The sequence below is a fragment of the Rudaea sp. genome (genome assembly GCF_036383415.1).
Classification (GTDB): Bacteria; Pseudomonadota; Gammaproteobacteria; order Xanthomonadales; family Rhodanobacteraceae; genus Rudaea.
Map to the genome: position 1 here is coordinate 1 of NZ_DASVOK010000063.1, position 17,460 is coordinate 17,460.

Genomic DNA, 17,460 nt, shown 5'->3' on the forward strand with positions numbered 1-17,460 from the left:
CATCGCGTTGTAGAGATGGGTGAAACCGTGCACGCCGAGATCGAGTGCGGCACGCGTTTCATCATAGCTGGCCGCCGTGTGGCCGGCCGCGACGATCACACCACGCGCGATGAATTCGCGGATCACCCCGGCCGGCACACGATCCGGCGCCAGCGTCAGCAGGGTCTTGCCGTTGCGCAGCGACGCGGCCATCGCAATTTCGTCCGCATCCGGCACGCGGAACTTGCTCGCGTCGTGCACGCCCTTGCGCGTCGGTGCGAGATACGGGCCTTCGAGATGGATGCCGAGCACGCCGGGCACATGCTGCTCGATTGCGGCATCGACCGCGGCGATCGCGCGCTGCATCACTTCGGCATCGTCGCTGATCAGGGTCGGCAACATGCCGGTCGTGCCGTAGCGGCGATGCGCCTGCGCGATGCGGTGCACCGCATCGACCGTCGGCTCGTCGTTGAACAGCACGCCGCCGCCGCCGTTGACCTGGGTGTCGATGAAGCCCGGAACGAGGCTGCTGCCGCGCAAGTCCTGCACTTGCTGCGCGCGTCCGTCCACGTCGCCATCAGCGACGATGTCGATGATGCGCCTGCCTTCGATCAACACGGCGAGCCCATCGCGGAAACCTTCTTCGACGAGTACCTTGGCGTTGACAAGTGCAGTCGTTGTCATCTGGGCACCTCGAAAAATCTACTGCGCTCGATTTGCGCGCCGGCAATGCTCGAAATCCTCTCATGCTCTACGTGTGCTACGGTTCCTGCGCTCCAGCGACGCACAAAATCCCTTCGCTCGCTACGCTTTTTTGAGGCACCCGTCATACGGTCCTCGTCACCTTGTTCAGATGCGGCGGCACATCGGGATTGTGCCCGCGTGCGATCGACAATGCATTCGCCGCCTTGTAGAAACCCTGCACGGCGATCAGCGGCGCGCAGACCGGATGCGGTGCCGCCGCAACCGGCAGGCGATGCGACTGAGCCGAATCGGACGAAGTCACCCACACCTTCGCACCACGGGCCGCGAATTCATCGGCGACTTCGCGTATACCGGCGATGGACTCGTCCTGCTGGGTCAGGAACAGCACCGGAAAATCGCGGCCGACCAGCGCCATCGGCCCGTGCTTCACCTCGGCCGAGCTGAATGCCTCGGCATGCAGGCCACAGGTTTCCTTGAGCTTGAGCGCGGCTTCCTGCGCCGCGCCGAGGCCGAGGCCACGGCCGACGACGAACAGATCGTGCGCGCCGACCAGCCCGTCCACGAGCGGCGACCAGTTCATCGCCCAGGTCGCACGCATCGCATCGGGTGTGTCCTGCAGCGCCGCATACAACGCCTCGTCGCCGTTCCAGCGTGCGGCGATATGCACCAGCGCAGACAAGGCGCAGAGATAGCTCTTGGTCGCAGCAACGCTCAGTTCCGGTCCCGCGCGCAGCGGCACGACCGTATCGGCGACCCTAGCCAGCGGCGAGTCCTCGACATTGACGAGAGCTACGACGTGCGCGCCGGCCTCGCGCGCGCCGCTTGCCGCACGCACGAGGTCGGGGCTGCCACCCGACTGCGAAATCGCGATATAGAGTGCGCCGTCCAACTGCTGCTTGGCGTGATAGATCGAACTGATCGAAGGCGATGCCGAGGCGGTCATCAGGCCGACCTGCGTCTCGAACACGTACTTGCCGAATGTCGCGGCATGATCGGAACTGCCACGCGCACAGGTGACAATGAAGCGCGGCGGCGCGGCTTTCAGCTTGTCGACGAGCGCGGCGACGATGGCGTCGTTGGCAACGAGCTGGCGCGCGATCGCATCGGCGCTCTCGCCGGCCTCGTGGAACATCTTGGTCTCATTCGGCTTCAGCATGGGCGTGACATCGTTGTCATTCGGATGCGACATGGTAGCGGGAATTTGGTGCGAGAGATATCGGAAACCGTCTACTCGCCGTGCAGTTCGGCGACAAAATCGTAGGCGTCGCCGCGGTATAGCGAGGTGGTGAACTCGACCACGCGCCCGTCATCGAGAAACGCGCGACGTTCGATCGCCAGCGCCGGGCTGCCAGCATCGCAATCGAGCAGCTTCGCATCGTCGACGCCGAGCGCGACCGCACGCAGGCGTTGCAGCGCGCGTGTCGGCCGGCAACCGATCTGCTCAAGTGCATCGTAGAGCGACAGCTTGATCGCATTCGGGTCGGCGATGACCGCGGACGGCACGACCGTTGATTCGACCGCGAGCGGCTTGTCGTCTGCGAAACGCAGGCGACGCAGACGGATCACATCGGCGCCTGGCGAAAGATTGAGCGCCATCGCCTCCTCCGGCGTGACTTCGCCGACGCCGCGCTCAAGGAATTTCACCCGTGGCTTGAGCCCGCGCGCGCGAAGGTCATCGGTGAATCCGGTCAGGCGCGAAAACGACTTGACGATGCGCTCGGCGACAAACGTGCCGGCGCCGTGACGCTGGGTCAGCAGACCATCTTCGACCAGTCCGCCGATCGCCTTGCGCACGGTGACGCGCGACAACGCGAGCTTCTTCGCCAGATCGCGCTCGCTGGGCAATGCCTGCCCCGGCGGGAACGCGCCCGACTCGATCGTGTTCTGGATCGCGCGGCGCAGACGCAGGTACGCCAGCGAGCGTTGCGCATCGCTGCCGCCGCGATCGAGCTTTCGGTATTCGCCGTACAGGGTCGCTTGCATGCCACAATCATACCAATGAAATACCACTTTGACCATGGCGCCTTGCTTTCGTTCGTCGGCATTTCCGTAAATGCACTCAGGCATATGCGAAGAATCACGCAGCGGCTGGCCTTTACTCGTCATTCTCGCGCAGGCGAGAATCCAGCTCTTTCCATTGACCTCGTGTCTATAGAGCAAGTGCTTCCACTCGCCCTTCGGGCGAGCGGGTTACTTTGCTTGCACTAAGAAAGTAACCAAAGAAATGCGCCCCAGAGCATTGCGCCCGGTGCGCCTCCTGCACGCCGGGCCCGCGTCAGCGGCCGGGTTCCGTTGACTGCACATCCCTGTCCAGACAACGGAATCGGCGCGATCCATCGCGCCGTCCCTGCGGGCGTTTCCGTCCGCCGCCGTCGCAATGCAATGGGGACCCGGAAGAGCCAGAGCAGCGCGCTCCTGCGCGCAGAAACCAAGGCAAGAGCAAAGGCGCTGCATGCTGTTGCTCTTGATCTGGCTCTTGATCTTCGGGTCCCCGTTTGCCGCGGCGAGGGCATGACGGAAACGCCCGCAGGGTCGCGCGCACGATGCGCGCGAGTTCGTTGCACGCATATGGACGTGCGTTCAACGAACCACAGCATGCTCTCGCGCACCGCCACAGGCGGCGCGGCATCCGGGGCGCATTCTCTTTGGTTATCTTTCTCTTGTGCGAGCAAGAGAAAGTAACCCGCGCGCCGGACGCGCGCGGAAAACCGAAGGGACGCGCCATCACATTCCGAAACGCAGGCTGCGTGGCATCCATGCAGTCTGGATTCCGGCAGTCCCTGCCGGAATGACGAGCAAAAAACAAAGCGAGCGCCAGTGCTATTGCCAATCAGTGGTATGAAAGTGGTATCATTCGCCAATCGAATAAAATTCCAACGCAGAACAAGCTTCCGGAGCGCAACCGTGGCAGAAATGAAAGTGGTCGACCTGTTTGATCTCGTCATCTTCGGCGGCACTGGCGACCTCGCCATGCGCAAGCTGCTGCCGGCGATGTACCGGCGCTATGCCGATGGCCAGATTCCGCCGGAGAGCCGCATCATCGGCGTCGCCCGCACCAAGGACACCGACGAGTCGTACCGCGACAGCGTGCGTGCGGCGATCGCGCAGCATGTGAAGAACGCCGACCCGGCGACCGTCGACCGCTTTCTCGCGATGGTGCACTACTTCGGCCTCGACGCGACCCAGGACGCGGGCTGGAATGAATTCGAAACCGACCTGAAGTCGCGCAAGGGCCGCGTGCGCGTGTTCTATTTGTCGACGAGCCCGAGCCTGTTCGTCGCGATCTGCGATCGCCTGCGTGCGCACGGCCTCAACGGCGACGACGCGCGCGTCGTGATCGAGAAACCGATCGGCAGCGACCTCGCCAGCGCGACCGTGATCAACAACGACGTCGCCAGCGCGTTCGACGAAAAGCACGTGTTCCGCATCGACCACTATCTCGGCAAGGAGACCGTGCAGAACCTGCTCGCGCTGCGCTTCGGCAATGTGCTGTTCGAGCCGCTGTGGAACGCCCGGCGCATCGACCATGTGCAGATTACCGTGGCCGAAACGGTCGGCTTGGAAAAGCGCGGCGCCTACTATGACAACGCCGGCGCGCTGCGCGACATGGTCCAGAACCACCTGCTGCAGCTGCTCTGCATGGTCGCGATGGAAGCGCCCGCCTCGCTCGACGCCGATGCGGTGCGCGACGAGAAACTCAAGGTGCTGCGCTCGCTTAAATCCATCGACCAGAACAACGCGATCCTGCACACCGTGCGCGGCCAGTACCGCGCCGGCGCGAGCAACGGCGGCGCGGTGCCGGGCTATCTCGAAGACCTCGGCAAACCGAGTTCGAACACCGACACCTTCGTCGCGATCAAGGCCGAAGTTGACAACTGGCGCTGGGCCGGCGTGCCGTTCTACCTGCGCACCGGCAAGCGCCTGCCCGCGCGCGTGTCCGAGATCGTCATTCAGTTCAAGGAGATTCCGCACTCGATCTTCCTGCCTTCGGCCGGCCCGATCGCACCGAACCGGCTCATATTGCGCCTGCAGCCCGACGAGGGTGTGAAGCTGTGGCTGATGATCAAGTCGCCCGGCCCCGGCGGATTGCGTCTGCAGGAAGTACCGCTCGACATGAGCTTCGCCGAAGCGTTCGGCGTCTCGCAACCCGATGCCTACGAGCGCCTGTTGCTCGACGTCGTGCGCGGCAACCTCACCTTGTTCATGCGCCGCGACGAAGTCGAAGCGGCATGGAGCTGGGTCGATCCGATCCTCGCCGCGTGGAAGGCCAGCCCCGAAGCGCCCAAGCCCTACACGGCGGGCACCTGGGGGCCGAGCGCGTCGGTCGCGCTGATCGAGCGTGACGGCCGCACCTGGCACGACGCGGACACGAACGACGCATGAGCACGCTCGACTACCAGCGTTTCGCCGACGGCGCACAGCTCGCCGACGCACTCGCCGTCGCGGTCGCCGACAATCTTGCGCAAGCCATCGCCGTACGCGGTCATGCCCTGCTCGCGGTGTCGGGCGGCAAGACGCCGCAGCGCTTCTTCCACGCCCTGTCGCAACAATCGCTCGACTGGACCAAGGTGGTCGCCACCTTGGTCGACGAACGCTGGGTGCCGGCCAACGATGCGCGTTCCAACGAGGCTTTCGTGCGTGCGAACCTGCTCCAGGGTCGCGCCGCTGCCGCGCGGTTCGCACCGCTTTACCAGGCCGGCATCGCGACGCCGGAGGAAGGCGTGCATGCAGTCAGCGCGCGCATCGCCATGCTCGATCTGCCGTTCGACGCGCTCGTGCTCGGCATGGGTGAAGACGGTCACACCGCATCGTTCTTCCCCGGCGGCGACAAGCTCGCCGAAGCAATCGATCCGAACGGCCATGCGCTGATCCTGCCGATGCGTGCGCCCGGCGCGGGCGAACCACGCATCACGCTGACCCTGCCGGCAATCCTAGACAGCCGCGCGATCTACCTGCACATCGAAGGCGAACGCAAGCGCGAGGTGCTCGAAAGCGCGCGTTACGTCGCCGCGACGAACCGCGCCTATCCGATCAGTGCCGTGCTCGGCAACGCGCGCACGCCGGTTCGGGTGTATTGGTGCCCTTGAGTCCCGAGAAATTCCCATGCCCGTAAATCCCGTCGTAGCCAAAGTCACCGCACGCATCGCCGAGCGCAGCCGCAAGACACGCGAGGCCTATCTCGACAAGATCGATCGCGCCAAGGGCCACGGCCCGCATCGCAAGCGCCTGTCCTGCGGCAACCTCGCCCACGGCTTCGCCGCCTGCGGCGCGGACGACAAGGCGACGATCCGCGCCAATGCGCACGCGAACATCGGCATCGTCAGCGCCTACAACGACATGCTTTCGGCGCACCAACCGTACGAGACTTATCCCGAACTGATTCGCCGCACCGCACGCGCGATCGGTGCGACCGCGCAGGTCGCCGGTGGCGTGCCGGCGATGTGCGACGGCGTCACCCAAGGCCAACCCGGCATGGAGATGAGCCTGTTCTCGCGCGACGTGATCGCACTCGCGACCGCCGTCTCGCTGTCGCACGACATGTTCGACGCGGCTCTCTACCTCGGCATCTGCGACAAGATCGTGCCGGGCCTGATGATCGGCGCGCTCACCTTCGGCCATCTGCCAGCGATCTTCGTGCCCGCGGGGCCGATGCCGAGCGGCATTCCGAACGATGCGAAATCAAAGGTGCGCCAGCTCTACGCCGAAGGCAGGGCCAGCCGCGAAGAACTGCTTGAAGCCGAGGCCGCCTCGTATCACGCACCGGGAACCTGCACGTTCTACGGCACGGCCAATTCGAACCAGATGCTGATGGAGTTGATGGGCCTACACCTGCCGGGCGCGAGCTTTGTCGCACCGAACTCGGCGTTGCGCGAGGCGCTGACCGTGGCCGCGGTCGAGCGCGTCGCCGCGATCACCGCGCTCGGCCACGACTACACGCCAATCGGCCGCATCGTCGACGAGCGCGCGATCGTCAACGGCATTGCCGGCCTGCACGCAACGGGCGGCTCGACCAACTTGTTGCTGCACATCGTCGCGATCGCGCGCGCTGCCGGCATCATTGTCACGCTCGAGGATTTCGATGCAATCGCCAGTACCGTGCCGCTGCTCGCGCGCGTCTATCCGAACGGCAAGGCCGACGTGAACCAGTTTCATGCCGCGGGCGGATTGAATTTTCTCATTGCGCAGCTGCTCGACGCGGGCCTTGTGCACGCCGACGTCAACACGGTGAACGGCACAGGCCTCGACGGCTACCGCAAGCACGCGCTGCTTGATGCGGATAAGAAGTTGAGCTACGTGCCGGTTGCCGCGACGAGCCATGACGAAACGGTGCTGCGTCCAGCATCGAATCCATTCCGCCTCGATGGCGGCTTGAAGGCATTGGATGGCAATCTCGGCCGTGCGGTGATCAAGATTTCCGCGGTCGCGCCCGAGCGCGCCGTGATCGAAGCGCCCGCCGTCGTATTCGAGGAACAGGACGACGTGAAGGCCGCGTTCGAACGCGGTGAACTCGATCGCGATTTCATTGCCGTCGTGCGCTTCCAGGGCCCACGCGCGAACGGCATGCCCGAACTGCACAAGCTCACGCCGACGCTTGGTGTGCTGCAGGACCGCGGTTTCAAGGTCGCGCTCGTCACCGACGGACGAATGTCGGGCGCATCGGGCAAGGTACCCGCGGCGATCCATCTCACGCCCGAAGCGGCATCCGGCGGCGCGATCGCGAAGATCCGCAACGGCGATATCGTGCGTCTCGATGCGAACGCGGGCACACTCGAAGTCAAAGTCGATGCGGCGACATTCGCCGCGCGTGAGCCGGTGAAAGACCACAATCTCGCCTCGCATCACGTCGGTTTGGGGCGCGAATTGTTTTCGTTGTTCCGTGATACCGTCGGCGCCTCCGATGCCGGCGCCAGCGTGTTCGGAAATTGAGTGAAGAAAAAAATCGTTTTGGAGTTTGATCCGTGACCACCCCCATCGAAAAGAAACAAGCCGAAGTCGAGAAAACCCTGCGCCTCGCCCCCGTCGTTGCCGTCGTCGTGATCGAGGATCTCGCCGCAGCCGTGCCGCTCGCAAAGGCACTCGTCGCCGGCGGCATTCCGGCAATCGAGATCACGCTGCGCACACCAGTCGCGCTCGATGCGATCCGCGCGATCGCGAGCGAAGTCGAAGGCGCCGTCGTCGGCTCGGGCACCGTGTTGACTCCGAGCGACCTGAAAGCCTCCGAACGCGCCGGTGCGCGCTTCGCTGTCTCGCCGGGTGCCACACGCAACCTGCTCGACGCGGCCGACTCGAGCCTGCTGCCTTGGCTGCCGGCCGCGGCAACGGCGAGCGAAGCGATGGCGCTGTTCGAGCGCGGCTATCGCTTCCAGAAATTCTTCCCGGCCGTGCCCGCAGGCGGCGTCAACTTGCTCAAGGCCTGGGCCTCGCCGCTGCCCGGCATCACCTTTTGTCCGACCGGCGGCATCCGCGAAAACACGGCGCCCGATTTCCTCGCCAGCCCGAATGTCGCCTGCGTCGGTGGTACGTGGCTGTCGCCGGCCGATGCACTCAAGGCCGGCGATTGGAAGAAGATCGAAGCGCTCGCGCGCACTGCCGCGGCGCTGAAAGCAGCGGACTGATCCTCGCAGCTTGCGCCCTCTCTGGGCGCGCGGGTTCTATGGTTTGGTTTGCGCTGCCCCGGGTCGCACCGGCCCGGTCGAACCGCGGATCACCAAGGTGGGGCTGAAGCCGACGTTCGCTATGCTGTGCTCGGCATGGCGGCCGTGCTTGAGTTCGCCGATGAGGCGTTCGGTCGCGCGCCGCGCGATGTCGCCGGTCGCTTGCGCCGCCGTGGTCAACGCCGGCCAGCATTGGCGCGAGAACGGACTGTCCTCGAAGCCGGCGATCGAAAGGTCGTAGGGCACGTTCAAATTCGCTGCCTTGGCCGCAGCGAGCACGCCCGCGGCGATCTCGTCGTTCGAGCCGAAGATCGCGGTCGGCGGATTCTTCAACGCCAGCAGTTTTCGCGCGCCACGGAAACCGTCGTCGAACGAATAGTCGCCTTCGACGATCAGCGCCTTGTCGATCGCAATGCCGTAGTGCTTGAGTGCATCTTCGTAGCCCTTGAAACGTTCCGGACTCGAACGATGCGCCTTGCCGCCCCAGAGAAAGCCGATGCGCTGGTGGCCGAGCTGGATCAGATGCTCGGTGACCGCATAGGCCGCGTCGCGGTCGTCGACGAAGACGCAGGGAAAACCGTCGCGCGGATCTTCCGCGGCGGAAAGAATGCGCACGAACTTGATCTTGTTCGCGGCGAGGAACTGGATCAGCTCCATGCGCTCCGACATCGGCGGTGCAAGGACGAGGCCGGCGAGACGCGAGCGCTGCACGAGCAGACGCAACTCCTCGGCCAGACCCGGTGAATTCGAATCGCAGGGGTGGATGTTGAGATCGAAACCGGTCTCGCGGCAGACCGAGAGCACGCCGTTCTGCATGCTGATCACGTAGTACGCGTTCGGGTTGTCGTAGACCATGCCGATCGTGTACGACTTCGCGCTGCGCAGGCTGCGTGCGGACTGGTCTGGCTGGTAGCTGAGTTCGGCGATCGCGCGCTCGACGCGCTTGCGCGTGGCCTCGAGCACCGACGGCTCGTTGTTGACCACGCGCGACACGGTTTTCAGCGACACCTTCGCGCGCTTGGCGACATCCTTGATCGTGGCGCTGCGTCTGGGTGTCGTCGTGTCCGGTTTCATTTGTCTCATCTGCATGCAGCCCGTGTCCATTGTCGCCTGAAAGCCAACGAGCGGCCAGTTACGCGGCAAGCGCAAGTCTTGCGCATCCGCGCTGCTCCCATCGATCGCTGCGGCGCGGCGTCCGATGCGTTTCCATTTCGATTACCGCAGCTTGCGCCATTAAAACAGAATTTTTCTCAACGTTGTCATCCGAATTTGCTGCGCCGCACCGCACTGCACAAGGGTTTTCACCAAATTCAGCCGGAAAGAAAAATTTTTGTCATCATCTGTTGACAACGTTGTCATCATACCGGAAACTCCGCCGCGACCGATGGATTCGATCACCGTCGGCAGCATTAGGGATTCCGGGCAACGCCCGGGAACGTTTCGACAACGAAGCGGGGAAACGCAAGTCAATGCAAGGCGCAAGTCCGCACATCGCCGGCCAGCCGTTGCAACGCGCGCACGCGAAATCTGCCGCGCGCACGCCATTCATCGCGGCCGATGTTGGCGGAACCCATGCTCGCGTGGGACTCGTTCAGCCCGGCACCGATGACGGCGAACGACTGAGCGTTCTGCATTATCGCAAGTTCGTCTGTGCCGACTACAGGGATCTGCACGACATCCTGCGCGAATTTACCGATGCCGTGGACGGCCCGATCGCCGCACATGCCTGCATCGCCTGCGCCGGCCTTGTCAGCGGCGACGACCTGATCAACGCCAACCTGCCCTGGCGCGTTTCGATTTCGCGCCTGCGCGGCGAACTGGGCCTCGACCGCGTCGTCCTCGTCAACGATTTCACTGCCGTAGCCTATGCCGCTCACTTCCAGGGCATCGCGGAGTCGACCTTGATCGCCGGCCACGGCGCGATCGACCCCGCACTGCCGCGGCTCGTCGTCGGCCCTGGCACGGGCCTCGGTGCCGCGGTACTGATTCCCGGCGGCGATCGCCCCGGCATTCTCGCTACCGAAGGCGGCCATGCGGCACTCGCCGCGCGTACCGAGCTCGAACAGGAAGTCCTGCACCGCCTCGGCAACGGTTCGGTACACGTGCCGAACGAGCAAGTCTTTTCCGGCCCCGGCCTGTACGCGCTCTATCGCATGCTGTGCGAGTTGCGCGCGGTGCATGCCCAATTCGAATCACCCGCGCAGGTCACCGCCGCGGCGCTTGCACGAAAAGAGGCCCTGGCGCTGGAAACCGTCGAATTGTTCTGCGCCTGGTTCGGCAGCCTGATCGGCGATCTCGTGATGCTGCTGGGCGCCTACGGCGGAGTGTATCTGGCCGGCGGCGTGCTGCCGCAGATTGCGCCGCTGCTGCGCGCAAGCGGCTTCGCCGCGCGCCTGGCCGACAAAGGCACGCTGCACACCGTGCTCGAACGCGTTCCGGTGCATCTGATCGACCACGGCCAGCTTGGCGTGACCGGCGCAGCGCACTGGTTTCTCGACCACGAATCCGAGGGAAGAAAAAGCTGAGAGATTCACAAGAAGTGAAGCACACGGAATCCGGTATCGGTGCGGGATTGCACGTCACATAAATATAAAAGTATATAAGTGGAAAAATGCTGGGGATACGGCGAACGCCAAGTCTTCCTGACAATACACACACCATTGAGAGGGCTACCGATGAAATATTCCAAGACCATGCTGGCTGCGAGCATCGCCGCCAGTCTCTATGCCAGCGCACTCGCCTACGCCGCCGCTCCGGTCGCGACCGATCCGCAGCAGACACCGTCGTCGCAGGACGACGCGAACAAGAAGAACGCCGAGGAACTCGGCACCGTCGTCGTCACCGGCATCCGCGATACCGAAGCCAGATCGCTCCAGCTCAAGCAGGCCTACGATTCGCATGTCGAGATCGTCACCGCCGAGGACGTCGGCAAGCTGCCGGCGAAGAACGTGGCCGACACGCTCGAACGCCTGCCCGGCGTCAACATCTCCTCTTCTAGCGCGAGCGAAGGCGGCTTCGACGAGAACGACCGCGTTTCGCTGCGCGGCACAAATCCCAGCCTCACGCAAACGCTGATCAACGGCCACACCGTCGGTACCGGCGACTGGTTCGTGCTGAGCCAGGTGCAGACGGTCGGACGCAGCGTCAGCTACAGCTTGTTGCCGTCGGAAATCGTCAGCGAAGTGATCGTGCACAAGACTTCCGAGGCGAAGATCGTCGAAGGCGGCGCGGCCGGCTCGGTCGACATCATCACGCGCAAGCCGTTGCAGTACAGCAAGGACCTGACCGCCTCGGCTTCGATCGGCGGCGTTTACTCCGACCTGCCCGGCGATACCAAGCCGCAGTTCAACGGCCTCGTCAACTGGAAGGTGAGCGATCGTTTCGGCGTGCTCGCCCAGTTGTTCTACGAAGAACGCTCGCTCGAACGCCAAGGCCAGGAAGTCGTCGGCGGCTACAACCAGATCGCGGCCACCGATGCGATCGCCAAGGCGCATCCCGACCTCGCCGGCGTGTATTACCCGAATGAAATCGGCGCGGTGCTGTTCACGCAGAAGCGCAAGCGCGAGGGCGGCACGATCGATCTCGAATTCAAGCCCACCGACAACCTCACGCTCGACCTCAACGCCTTCTACTCCAAGCTCAAGGCCGACAACTACAACCGCAACTACATGATGTGGGGCAGCCAGTTCGTCAACAGCGGTGCGGGCTTCGGCTCCGGCTACACAGTCAAGAACAACGTGTTGACCTCGGCCACGTTCGCACCGGTCGCCGGCAGCACCGCGCCCTATGTCGTCTACGACATGATCTCGCGCCCTGGCGCGGCTTCGAAATCGGACTACGTGACCTTCGATGCCGACTGGCGCGCCAGCGACAAGCTGACGTTCAAGGCCCAGGCCGGCGTCACCAACGGCAGCGGCAAGAGCCCGCACCAGGACGTGATGGAGCTCGGCGCGCAGGCCGGCGCCGGCGCAAGCTGGAACATGCACGGCATCAACTCGCCGATCGACTGGACGATGGGCGGCGACAACTCCTCGCCCTCGGGCATCATGCCGGCGTCCGGCTGGATCTTCGGCGAGCAGGGCATCAACGTGAAGGACAAGGAGAAGTGGGGTCAGGCCGACGGCGAGTTCGCGGTCGACAACGGCGCGCTCTCCTCGATCGACTTCGGCGTACGCTACGCCGAGCACACGCGCGAGAATCTGTTCGACGTGGCGCAAGGCCCGAACTGGGCCACCAACTGGACCGACGCGGCCGGCTATCCGACCTCCGTGTACTCGCGATATCCCGGCGACCTCGGCAGCAATGTCGGCGGCAGCTTCCCCTCCAACATCTGGTACTGGACACCCGCGCAGCTCGCCGCGATCGATGCGAAGTTCGCCAACCGCGATCCGGTCGCGCGTTTCTACTTCAACGACATCTACTCGGTGAAGGAAAAGGATTCGGCCGCCTACGTCCAGTTCAACTTCGTCGGCAATGGCTGGAGCGGCAATCTCGGCGTGCGCTACGTCGGCACCGATTCCGACATCAGCTATAGCTCGACGAGCCCGCAGGAGAAGATCGTCACCGGTCCGATCAAGGGCTCCGCGTTCGGCGACTACTACTGGAACACGGCCAAAACCAGCAAGGACAACTTCCTGCCGAGCGGCAACATCAAGTTCGACATGCGCGACGACATGGTGCTGCGTGTGGCCGCCTCGCAGACGCTGACCCGCCCGGACTACTCTGCCCTCGCCGGCTTCGTCTCGCTCGACGACCTCACCCACACAGGCAGCGGCGGCAACCCGCAGCTCAAGCCGATCGTGTCGACCAACGTCGACGTGGCCTGGGAATGGTATTTCGCGCCGCGCGGCCTGCTTTCGGTCGGCGCGTACAATATGGACCTGTCGAACTACATCAACTTCGGCAACGAGACACGCACCTACAAGGACATGCAGGCCAGCGAAAACTCCGGCCACGACGTGTTCAACAGCTACCTCGTCAGCGTGCCGCACAACGTCGACGGCCACGTCAAGGGCGTCGAGTTCAACTACATCCAGCCGATCGGTGACAACTTCGGCGTTGCCGCGAACTACACCTACGCGGACGGCAGCACCGACAACGGCCAACCGTTGCAGGGCAATTCGCGCAACACGTTCAACGTGTCGGGCTACTTCGAGAACGCGCAGTTCAACGCACGCCTGTCGTATACCTACCGTTCGACGTTCTACGCCGGAGTAAGCCGCACGGACTCGTTCTTCCAGCAGGGTGCGGGCACGCTGAATGCCTCGTTCGGCTATGCAGTCACACCGTGGGCGACGGTCACACTCGAGGCACTGAACCTCAACGATCCGAAGCTCAAGTACTACACCGAGAACGCCACCTACGGCAAACAACCATATGCGTTCTACGTCAACGGTCGCCAGTACTACGCCACGCTGCGCTTGAAGTTCTGAGGTTGCGACAAACCACCTGCTCCCGGCGCCCGGGAGCAGATGGATTCGGCATCACCCTTTCAAGGCGTTCTCCAGCCGTTGCGGGCCTTGCATCATCGAAGGCCCGCTTTTTTTGCCCTTCTTCCGGCGACCGGTATGATCGAGCATCCTTTGATCGCACGCAGCTTCATGCCTAATGCATCGCGTCTTGCTCGCAAGGTTCTCTGCGCACTCGCGCTGACGCTGGCCATGGCCGGCTGCCGCAGTCCGAATCCCGTTGTTGCCGCGACAGCGCCAACCATCGCGACAGATTCCGCTCCCATCTCGCTGATTCCCGCGCCGTACTCGCTGCAACGCGATCCCGGATTTTTCGAAGTACGCGACGGCACCGTGCTGCGCGTGCAGACCTCGACCCCGGAAATGGGTGCCGTCGCCGAGTGGCTGCGTGACACCGTGTTGCGCACGCGTGGCCTGCACCTCAGGATCGAGCAGCTCGATGCGAAAAATGTCGGCCTCAAGCTCAGCGACGGCCCCGGCATCGATCTGTACCACAACAAGCCAGACGAAGATGCCGACTACGATGAACATTACGCGCTGAGCGTGTCCGACAAGGGCATCGTGGTCGATGCGTTCACGCCGCATGGCTTCTTCAATGCCGCGACGACGCTGTGGCAGTTGCTGACGCTGGATGGCAAGACTTCCGGTGCCGTGCGCGTCCCCTGCCTGCGCATCGAGGACCAGCCGCGTTTCGCGTGGCGCGGCCTGATGCTCGACTCCGCGCGGCATTTCCAGCCCCCCGAATACGTCAAGCAGTTCATCGACTGGATGGCGTTGCACAAGTACAACGTGCTGCATTGGCACCTGACCGACGACCAGGGCTGGCGCATCGAGATCAAGAAATATCCGAAGCTGACCGAAGTCGGTGCCTGGCGCACGCCGGCCGACAATCCCAGGTATCCCGACGGCAAGCCCGTGCGCGTCGGCGGCTACTACACCCAGGAACAGATCCGCGACATCGTCGCCTACGCGCAGCAGCGCTACGTCACGATCGTTCCCGAGATCGAAATGCCGGGCCACGCGCAGGCGGCGATCGCGGCCTACCCGCAGCTCGGCGTCACCGGCAGAAACCCCGGCGTTTCGCACGACTGGGGCGTGCATACCTATCTGTACAATGTGGAAGATTCCACTTTTATCTTTTTGCAGAACGTGCTGACCGAGACGATGGCGCTGTTTCCATCGAAGTACATCCACGTCGGCGGCGATGAGGCGGCCAAGGACCAGTGGCAGGCATCGAAACGCGTGCAGCAACGCATGCGTGCGCTCGGCGTGAACAACGAGGCACAGATGCAGAGCTGGCTCATCAAGCGCACCGAGACCTTTCTCGCCAAGCACGGGCGCAAGCTGATCGGCTGGGACGAGATCCTCGAAGGCGGCCTGCCACCGCAGGCGACGGTGATGTCCTGGCGCGGGACCAAGGGCGCGATCGACGCCGCCAGGCAGGGACACGACGTCGTGCTCTCGCCCGATCCGGACCTGTACATCAACCACCTCGCCACCGATCTGGCCGAAGAGCCGGCCGGACGCCCTGGCGCGGTCACGCTGCGCGCCGTCTACGACTTCGATCCGCTGCCCAAGGAACTCGACGCCGCCCGAATCAAGCACGTGCTCGGTGCACAGGCGAACCTGTGGAGCGAATATCTCGCCACGCCCGCCGACGTCACCCATGCCGCCTGGCCGCGCGCGGCTGCGCTGGCCGAAGTGCTGTGGTCGCCCGCGTCGGCGCACGACTGGCATGGGTTCCTCGATCGTCTCGCCGTCCAGCTCGAACGCTATCGCCTGCTGGGCCTCGACTACGGACAGACGCCGTTCGCCGTCGATGTCCGCCGCAATTACGATGCGAAGAAGAAGAGCGTCGCTATCGATCTGTCCAACCAGGTCGCGTTCGGCGAGATTCGCTACACGCTCGACGGCAGCGTGCCGACGGCGCAGTCGACGCTCTACCACTCCTCCTTCGACACACAGGCACACGGCGAGATCCGCGCGACCGCGTTCGTGCGCGGCATCACGCTCGCGGATGCGCGCGCGAGCAAACTCGATCCCGGAGCGCTGCTGCGCCGCAGCTCTGCCGAACTCGCCTCCTGCCACCCCGGCAAGGGACTGTCGCTGAAGCTGCCGGGCATCGCAACGGCGCACGCGCCGGTGAAAGCGTATCTGGTCGATATCTTCGACCCCTGCTGGTCGTGGCAGCAGGCCGATCTCGACGGTATCGCACGTATCGAAGTCGACGCGGCGAGCCTGCCCTACAACTTCCAGTTGTGGCACGACAGCACCCAGGTCGTCGATCACCCTCCGGAAAAATTTCCTGCTGGCGAATTGCAGGTCCACCTCGACGGCTGCAACGGCGAACTGCTCGCCGCCGCGCCGATCACGCCGCTGCTCGCGCAGCCGCAGGGTGCCAAGATCGAACTCGAATTCGCGCGGCGTTCCGGCAAGCACGATCTCTGCCTGCGCTTCGCGACGGGCATGCACGATCCACTGCATGTGATCGACACGGTGTCGCTGATTCCGCGTCCATGACAACGGCACGCCGGCTGCTGTCGCTCGATGCGCTGCGCGGCTGCACGGTCGCGGCGATGCTGCTCGTCAACGATGCGGGCGACTGGGACCACGTCTACGCTCCGTTCGAGCACGCGCAGTGGCATGGCTGCACGCCGACCGACCTGATCTTCCCGTTCTTCCTGTTCGTGATGGGCGTCTCGGCGGGCCTCGGCATCGTAACTCGCGCGGAGTCAGGCGCGAATAAAACCGTTCTATTCCGCAACGCCCTGCTGCGCGCGCTGCGCATCGTCGCTCTCGGCCTCGCGATCAACCTGCTCGCGGCATGGTTGCTGCCCGGCGCGCATTGGCGCATTCCCGGTGTACTGCAGCGGATCGGGTTGTGCTTTGCCGCAACTGCGGCGTGCGCGATCTGGCTGCGACCGCGCACGTGGTGGCTCGCGATCGCAATTCTGCTCGGCGGCTATTGGGCATTGTTGCTCGCCGGCGGCACGCTCGAACCCTGGAACAACATCGTCAGCCGCTTCGACAGCGCCATCTTCGGTTCGACCGTGTACTCGATCGATGCAGCGAGCGGTCGCGGCCACGACCCCGAGGGCCTGCTCGGCACCCTGCCCTCGCTCGCGACGAGCCTGTTCGGCCTGTGCGCCTCGATCTGGCTGCGCCGCGGCCAGCGCGGCGGCCTGCTGATCGCCGGCATCGCCGCCGTGCTGCTCAGTGCGCTGTGGTCGCAGTGGCTGCCGTTCAACAAGAATCTGTGGACGCCTTCGTTCGCGCTCTGGTGCGCGGGCTGGGCCATGCTGGCGCTACTGGTCTTCCACATCACGATCGATCAGTGGCGCTGGCCGGCGCTTGGCCGACGCTTCGGCGTGAACGCGATCGCCGCCTATGCCGGATCCGAACTCATGCAGATCCTGCTGCCGGCATTCGGCTGGCAGCAACCGATTTACGAACGCTTGTTTTCCGGCTGGATCACCCCGCTCGCGGGGCCGTACGTCGCATCGCTTGCATTCGCGGTAGCGTTCGTCGTGTTGTGGTGGTTGATCGTCTATGCGCTGGATCGGCGGCGGGTGTATATCAATCTCTGATTTGCATTTGTTATTCCTGCGTCGACGGGAATGCAGTTCTTGCGTTGCTCTCGGTTCGCTTGATGG

13 protein-coding genes are annotated in these 17,460 nt (G+C 64.1%); 9 read left to right on the forward strand and 4 right to left on the reverse strand.

The features are described from left to right. From VF497_RS02140 to VF497_RS02150, 3 genes are all read right to left on the reverse strand, one after another. Positions 1-663 (reverse strand): N-acetylglucosamine-6-phosphate deacetylase (locus tag VF497_RS02140; RefSeq protein ID WP_414706829.1); only part of this gene is annotated, 663 nt, incomplete at its 3' end. Between the two features lie 142 nt (positions 664-805). After that, a complete protein-coding gene (locus tag VF497_RS02145) occupies positions 806-1,840 on the reverse strand; it encodes an SIS domain-containing protein (RefSeq protein WP_330885824.1) in 1,035 nt (344 codons plus the stop codon). A gap of 71 nt (positions 1,841-1,911) precedes the next feature. Continuing rightward, the gene (locus tag VF497_RS02150) at positions 1,912-2,667 is read right to left on the reverse strand and encodes a GntR family transcriptional regulator (protein ID WP_330885790.1); all 756 of its coding nucleotides are present in this window, start codon (positions 2,665-2,667) and stop codon (positions 1,912-1,914) included. Between the two features lie 930 nt (positions 2,668-3,597). Between VF497_RS02150 and zwf the strand changes: the two genes are divergently transcribed. From zwf to eda, 4 genes are read left to right on the forward strand one after another with little or no spacing between them, the layout of a single operon-like run. Next, positions 3,598-5,067, forward strand: a complete 1,470-nt coding sequence (gene zwf, locus VF497_RS02155; RefSeq protein WP_330885826.1) for a glucose-6-phosphate dehydrogenase — start codon at positions 3,598-3,600, stop codon at positions 5,065-5,067. Next, complete coding sequence (gene pgl, locus VF497_RS02160) at positions 5,064-5,771, forward strand: 6-phosphogluconolactonase (protein ID WP_330885793.1); 708 nt, start codon at positions 5,064-5,066, stop codon at positions 5,769-5,771. The genes zwf and pgl overlap by 4 nt, the downstream gene beginning before the upstream one ends. A gap of 16 nt (positions 5,772-5,787) precedes the next feature. Next, the gene (edd, locus tag VF497_RS02165; protein ID WP_330885795.1) at positions 5,788-7,611 is read left to right on the forward strand and encodes a phosphogluconate dehydratase; all 1,824 of its coding nucleotides are present in this window, start codon (positions 5,788-5,790) and stop codon (positions 7,609-7,611) included. 32 nt (positions 7,612-7,643) lie between these two features. Then, entirely contained in the window at positions 7,644-8,300 is a 657-nt protein-coding gene (gene eda / locus VF497_RS02170; protein ID WP_330885796.1) for a bifunctional 4-hydroxy-2-oxoglutarate aldolase/2-dehydro-3-deoxy-phosphogluconate aldolase, read from the forward strand. Between the two features lie 36 nt (positions 8,301-8,336). Here the strand turns inward: eda and VF497_RS02175 are convergent, their stop codons facing one another. Further along, on the reverse strand, positions 8,337-9,413 hold the full coding sequence (locus VF497_RS02175) for a LacI family DNA-binding transcriptional regulator (RefSeq protein WP_414706830.1): 1,077 nt from the start codon (positions 9,411-9,413) through the stop codon (positions 8,337-8,339). Between the two features lie 78 nt (positions 9,414-9,491). Here VF497_RS02175 and VF497_RS02180 point away from each other — a divergent pair, with 78 nt between their 5' ends. From VF497_RS02180 to VF497_RS02200, 5 genes are all read left to right on the forward strand, one after another. Further along, on the forward strand, positions 9,492-9,686 hold the full coding sequence (locus VF497_RS02180) for a hypothetical protein (protein ID WP_330885798.1): 195 nt from the start codon (positions 9,492-9,494) through the stop codon (positions 9,684-9,686). A gap of 122 nt (positions 9,687-9,808) precedes the next feature. After that, on the forward strand, positions 9,809-10,864 hold the full coding sequence (locus VF497_RS02185) for a glucokinase (RefSeq protein ID WP_330885800.1): 1,056 nt from the start codon (positions 9,809-9,811) through the stop codon (positions 10,862-10,864). Positions 10,865-11,014: 150 nt separating this feature from the next. Then, complete coding sequence (locus VF497_RS02190; RefSeq protein WP_330885802.1) at positions 11,015-13,771, forward strand: TonB-dependent receptor; 2,757 nt, start codon at positions 11,015-11,017, stop codon at positions 13,769-13,771. A gap of 135 nt (positions 13,772-13,906) precedes the next feature. Next, the gene (locus VF497_RS02195) at positions 13,907-16,327 is read left to right on the forward strand and encodes a beta-N-acetylhexosaminidase (protein WP_330885804.1); all 2,421 of its coding nucleotides are present in this window, start codon (positions 13,907-13,909) and stop codon (positions 16,325-16,327) included. Further along, complete coding sequence (locus tag VF497_RS02200) at positions 16,324-17,394, forward strand: DUF5009 domain-containing protein (protein WP_330885806.1); 1,071 nt, start codon at positions 16,324-16,326, stop codon at positions 17,392-17,394. Before VF497_RS02195 ends, VF497_RS02200 begins: the two co-directional genes overlap by 4 nt. Positions 17,395-17,460: the final 66 nt, after the last annotated feature.

Excerpts from the sequence above, each read along its gene's own strand:
- VF497_RS02145 (WP_330885824.1), bottom strand. The coding sequence starts at position 1,840 with ATGCTGAAGCCGAATGAGACCAAGATGTTCCACGAGGCCGGCGAGAGC.
- VF497_RS02150 (WP_330885790.1), bottom strand. The coding sequence starts at position 2,667 with ATGCAAGCGACCCTGTACGGCGAATACCGAAAGCTCGATCGCGGCGGC.
- zwf (WP_330885826.1), top strand. The coding sequence starts at position 3,598 with ATGAAAGTGGTCGACCTGTTTGATCTCGTCATCTTCGGCGGCACTGGC.
- pgl (WP_330885793.1), top strand. The coding sequence starts at position 5,064 with ATGAGCACGCTCGACTACCAGCGTTTCGCCGACGGCGCACAGCTCGCC.
- edd (WP_330885795.1), top strand. The coding sequence starts at position 5,788 with ATGCCCGTAAATCCCGTCGTAGCCAAAGTCACCGCACGCATCGCCGAG.
- VF497_RS02175 (WP_414706830.1), bottom strand. The coding sequence starts at position 9,413 with ATGAAACCGGACACGACGACACCCAGACGCAGCGCCACGATCAAGGAT.
- VF497_RS02185 (WP_330885800.1), top strand. The coding sequence starts at position 9,809 with ATGCAAGGCGCAAGTCCGCACATCGCCGGCCAGCCGTTGCAACGCGCG.
- VF497_RS02190 (WP_330885802.1), top strand. The coding sequence starts at position 11,015 with ATGAAATATTCCAAGACCATGCTGGCTGCGAGCATCGCCGCCAGTCTC.
- VF497_RS02195 (WP_330885804.1), top strand. The coding sequence starts at position 13,907 with ATGATCGAGCATCCTTTGATCGCACGCAGCTTCATGCCTAATGCATCG.
- VF497_RS02200 (WP_330885806.1), top strand. The coding sequence starts at position 16,324 with ATGACAACGGCACGCCGGCTGCTGTCGCTCGATGCGCTGCGCGGCTGC.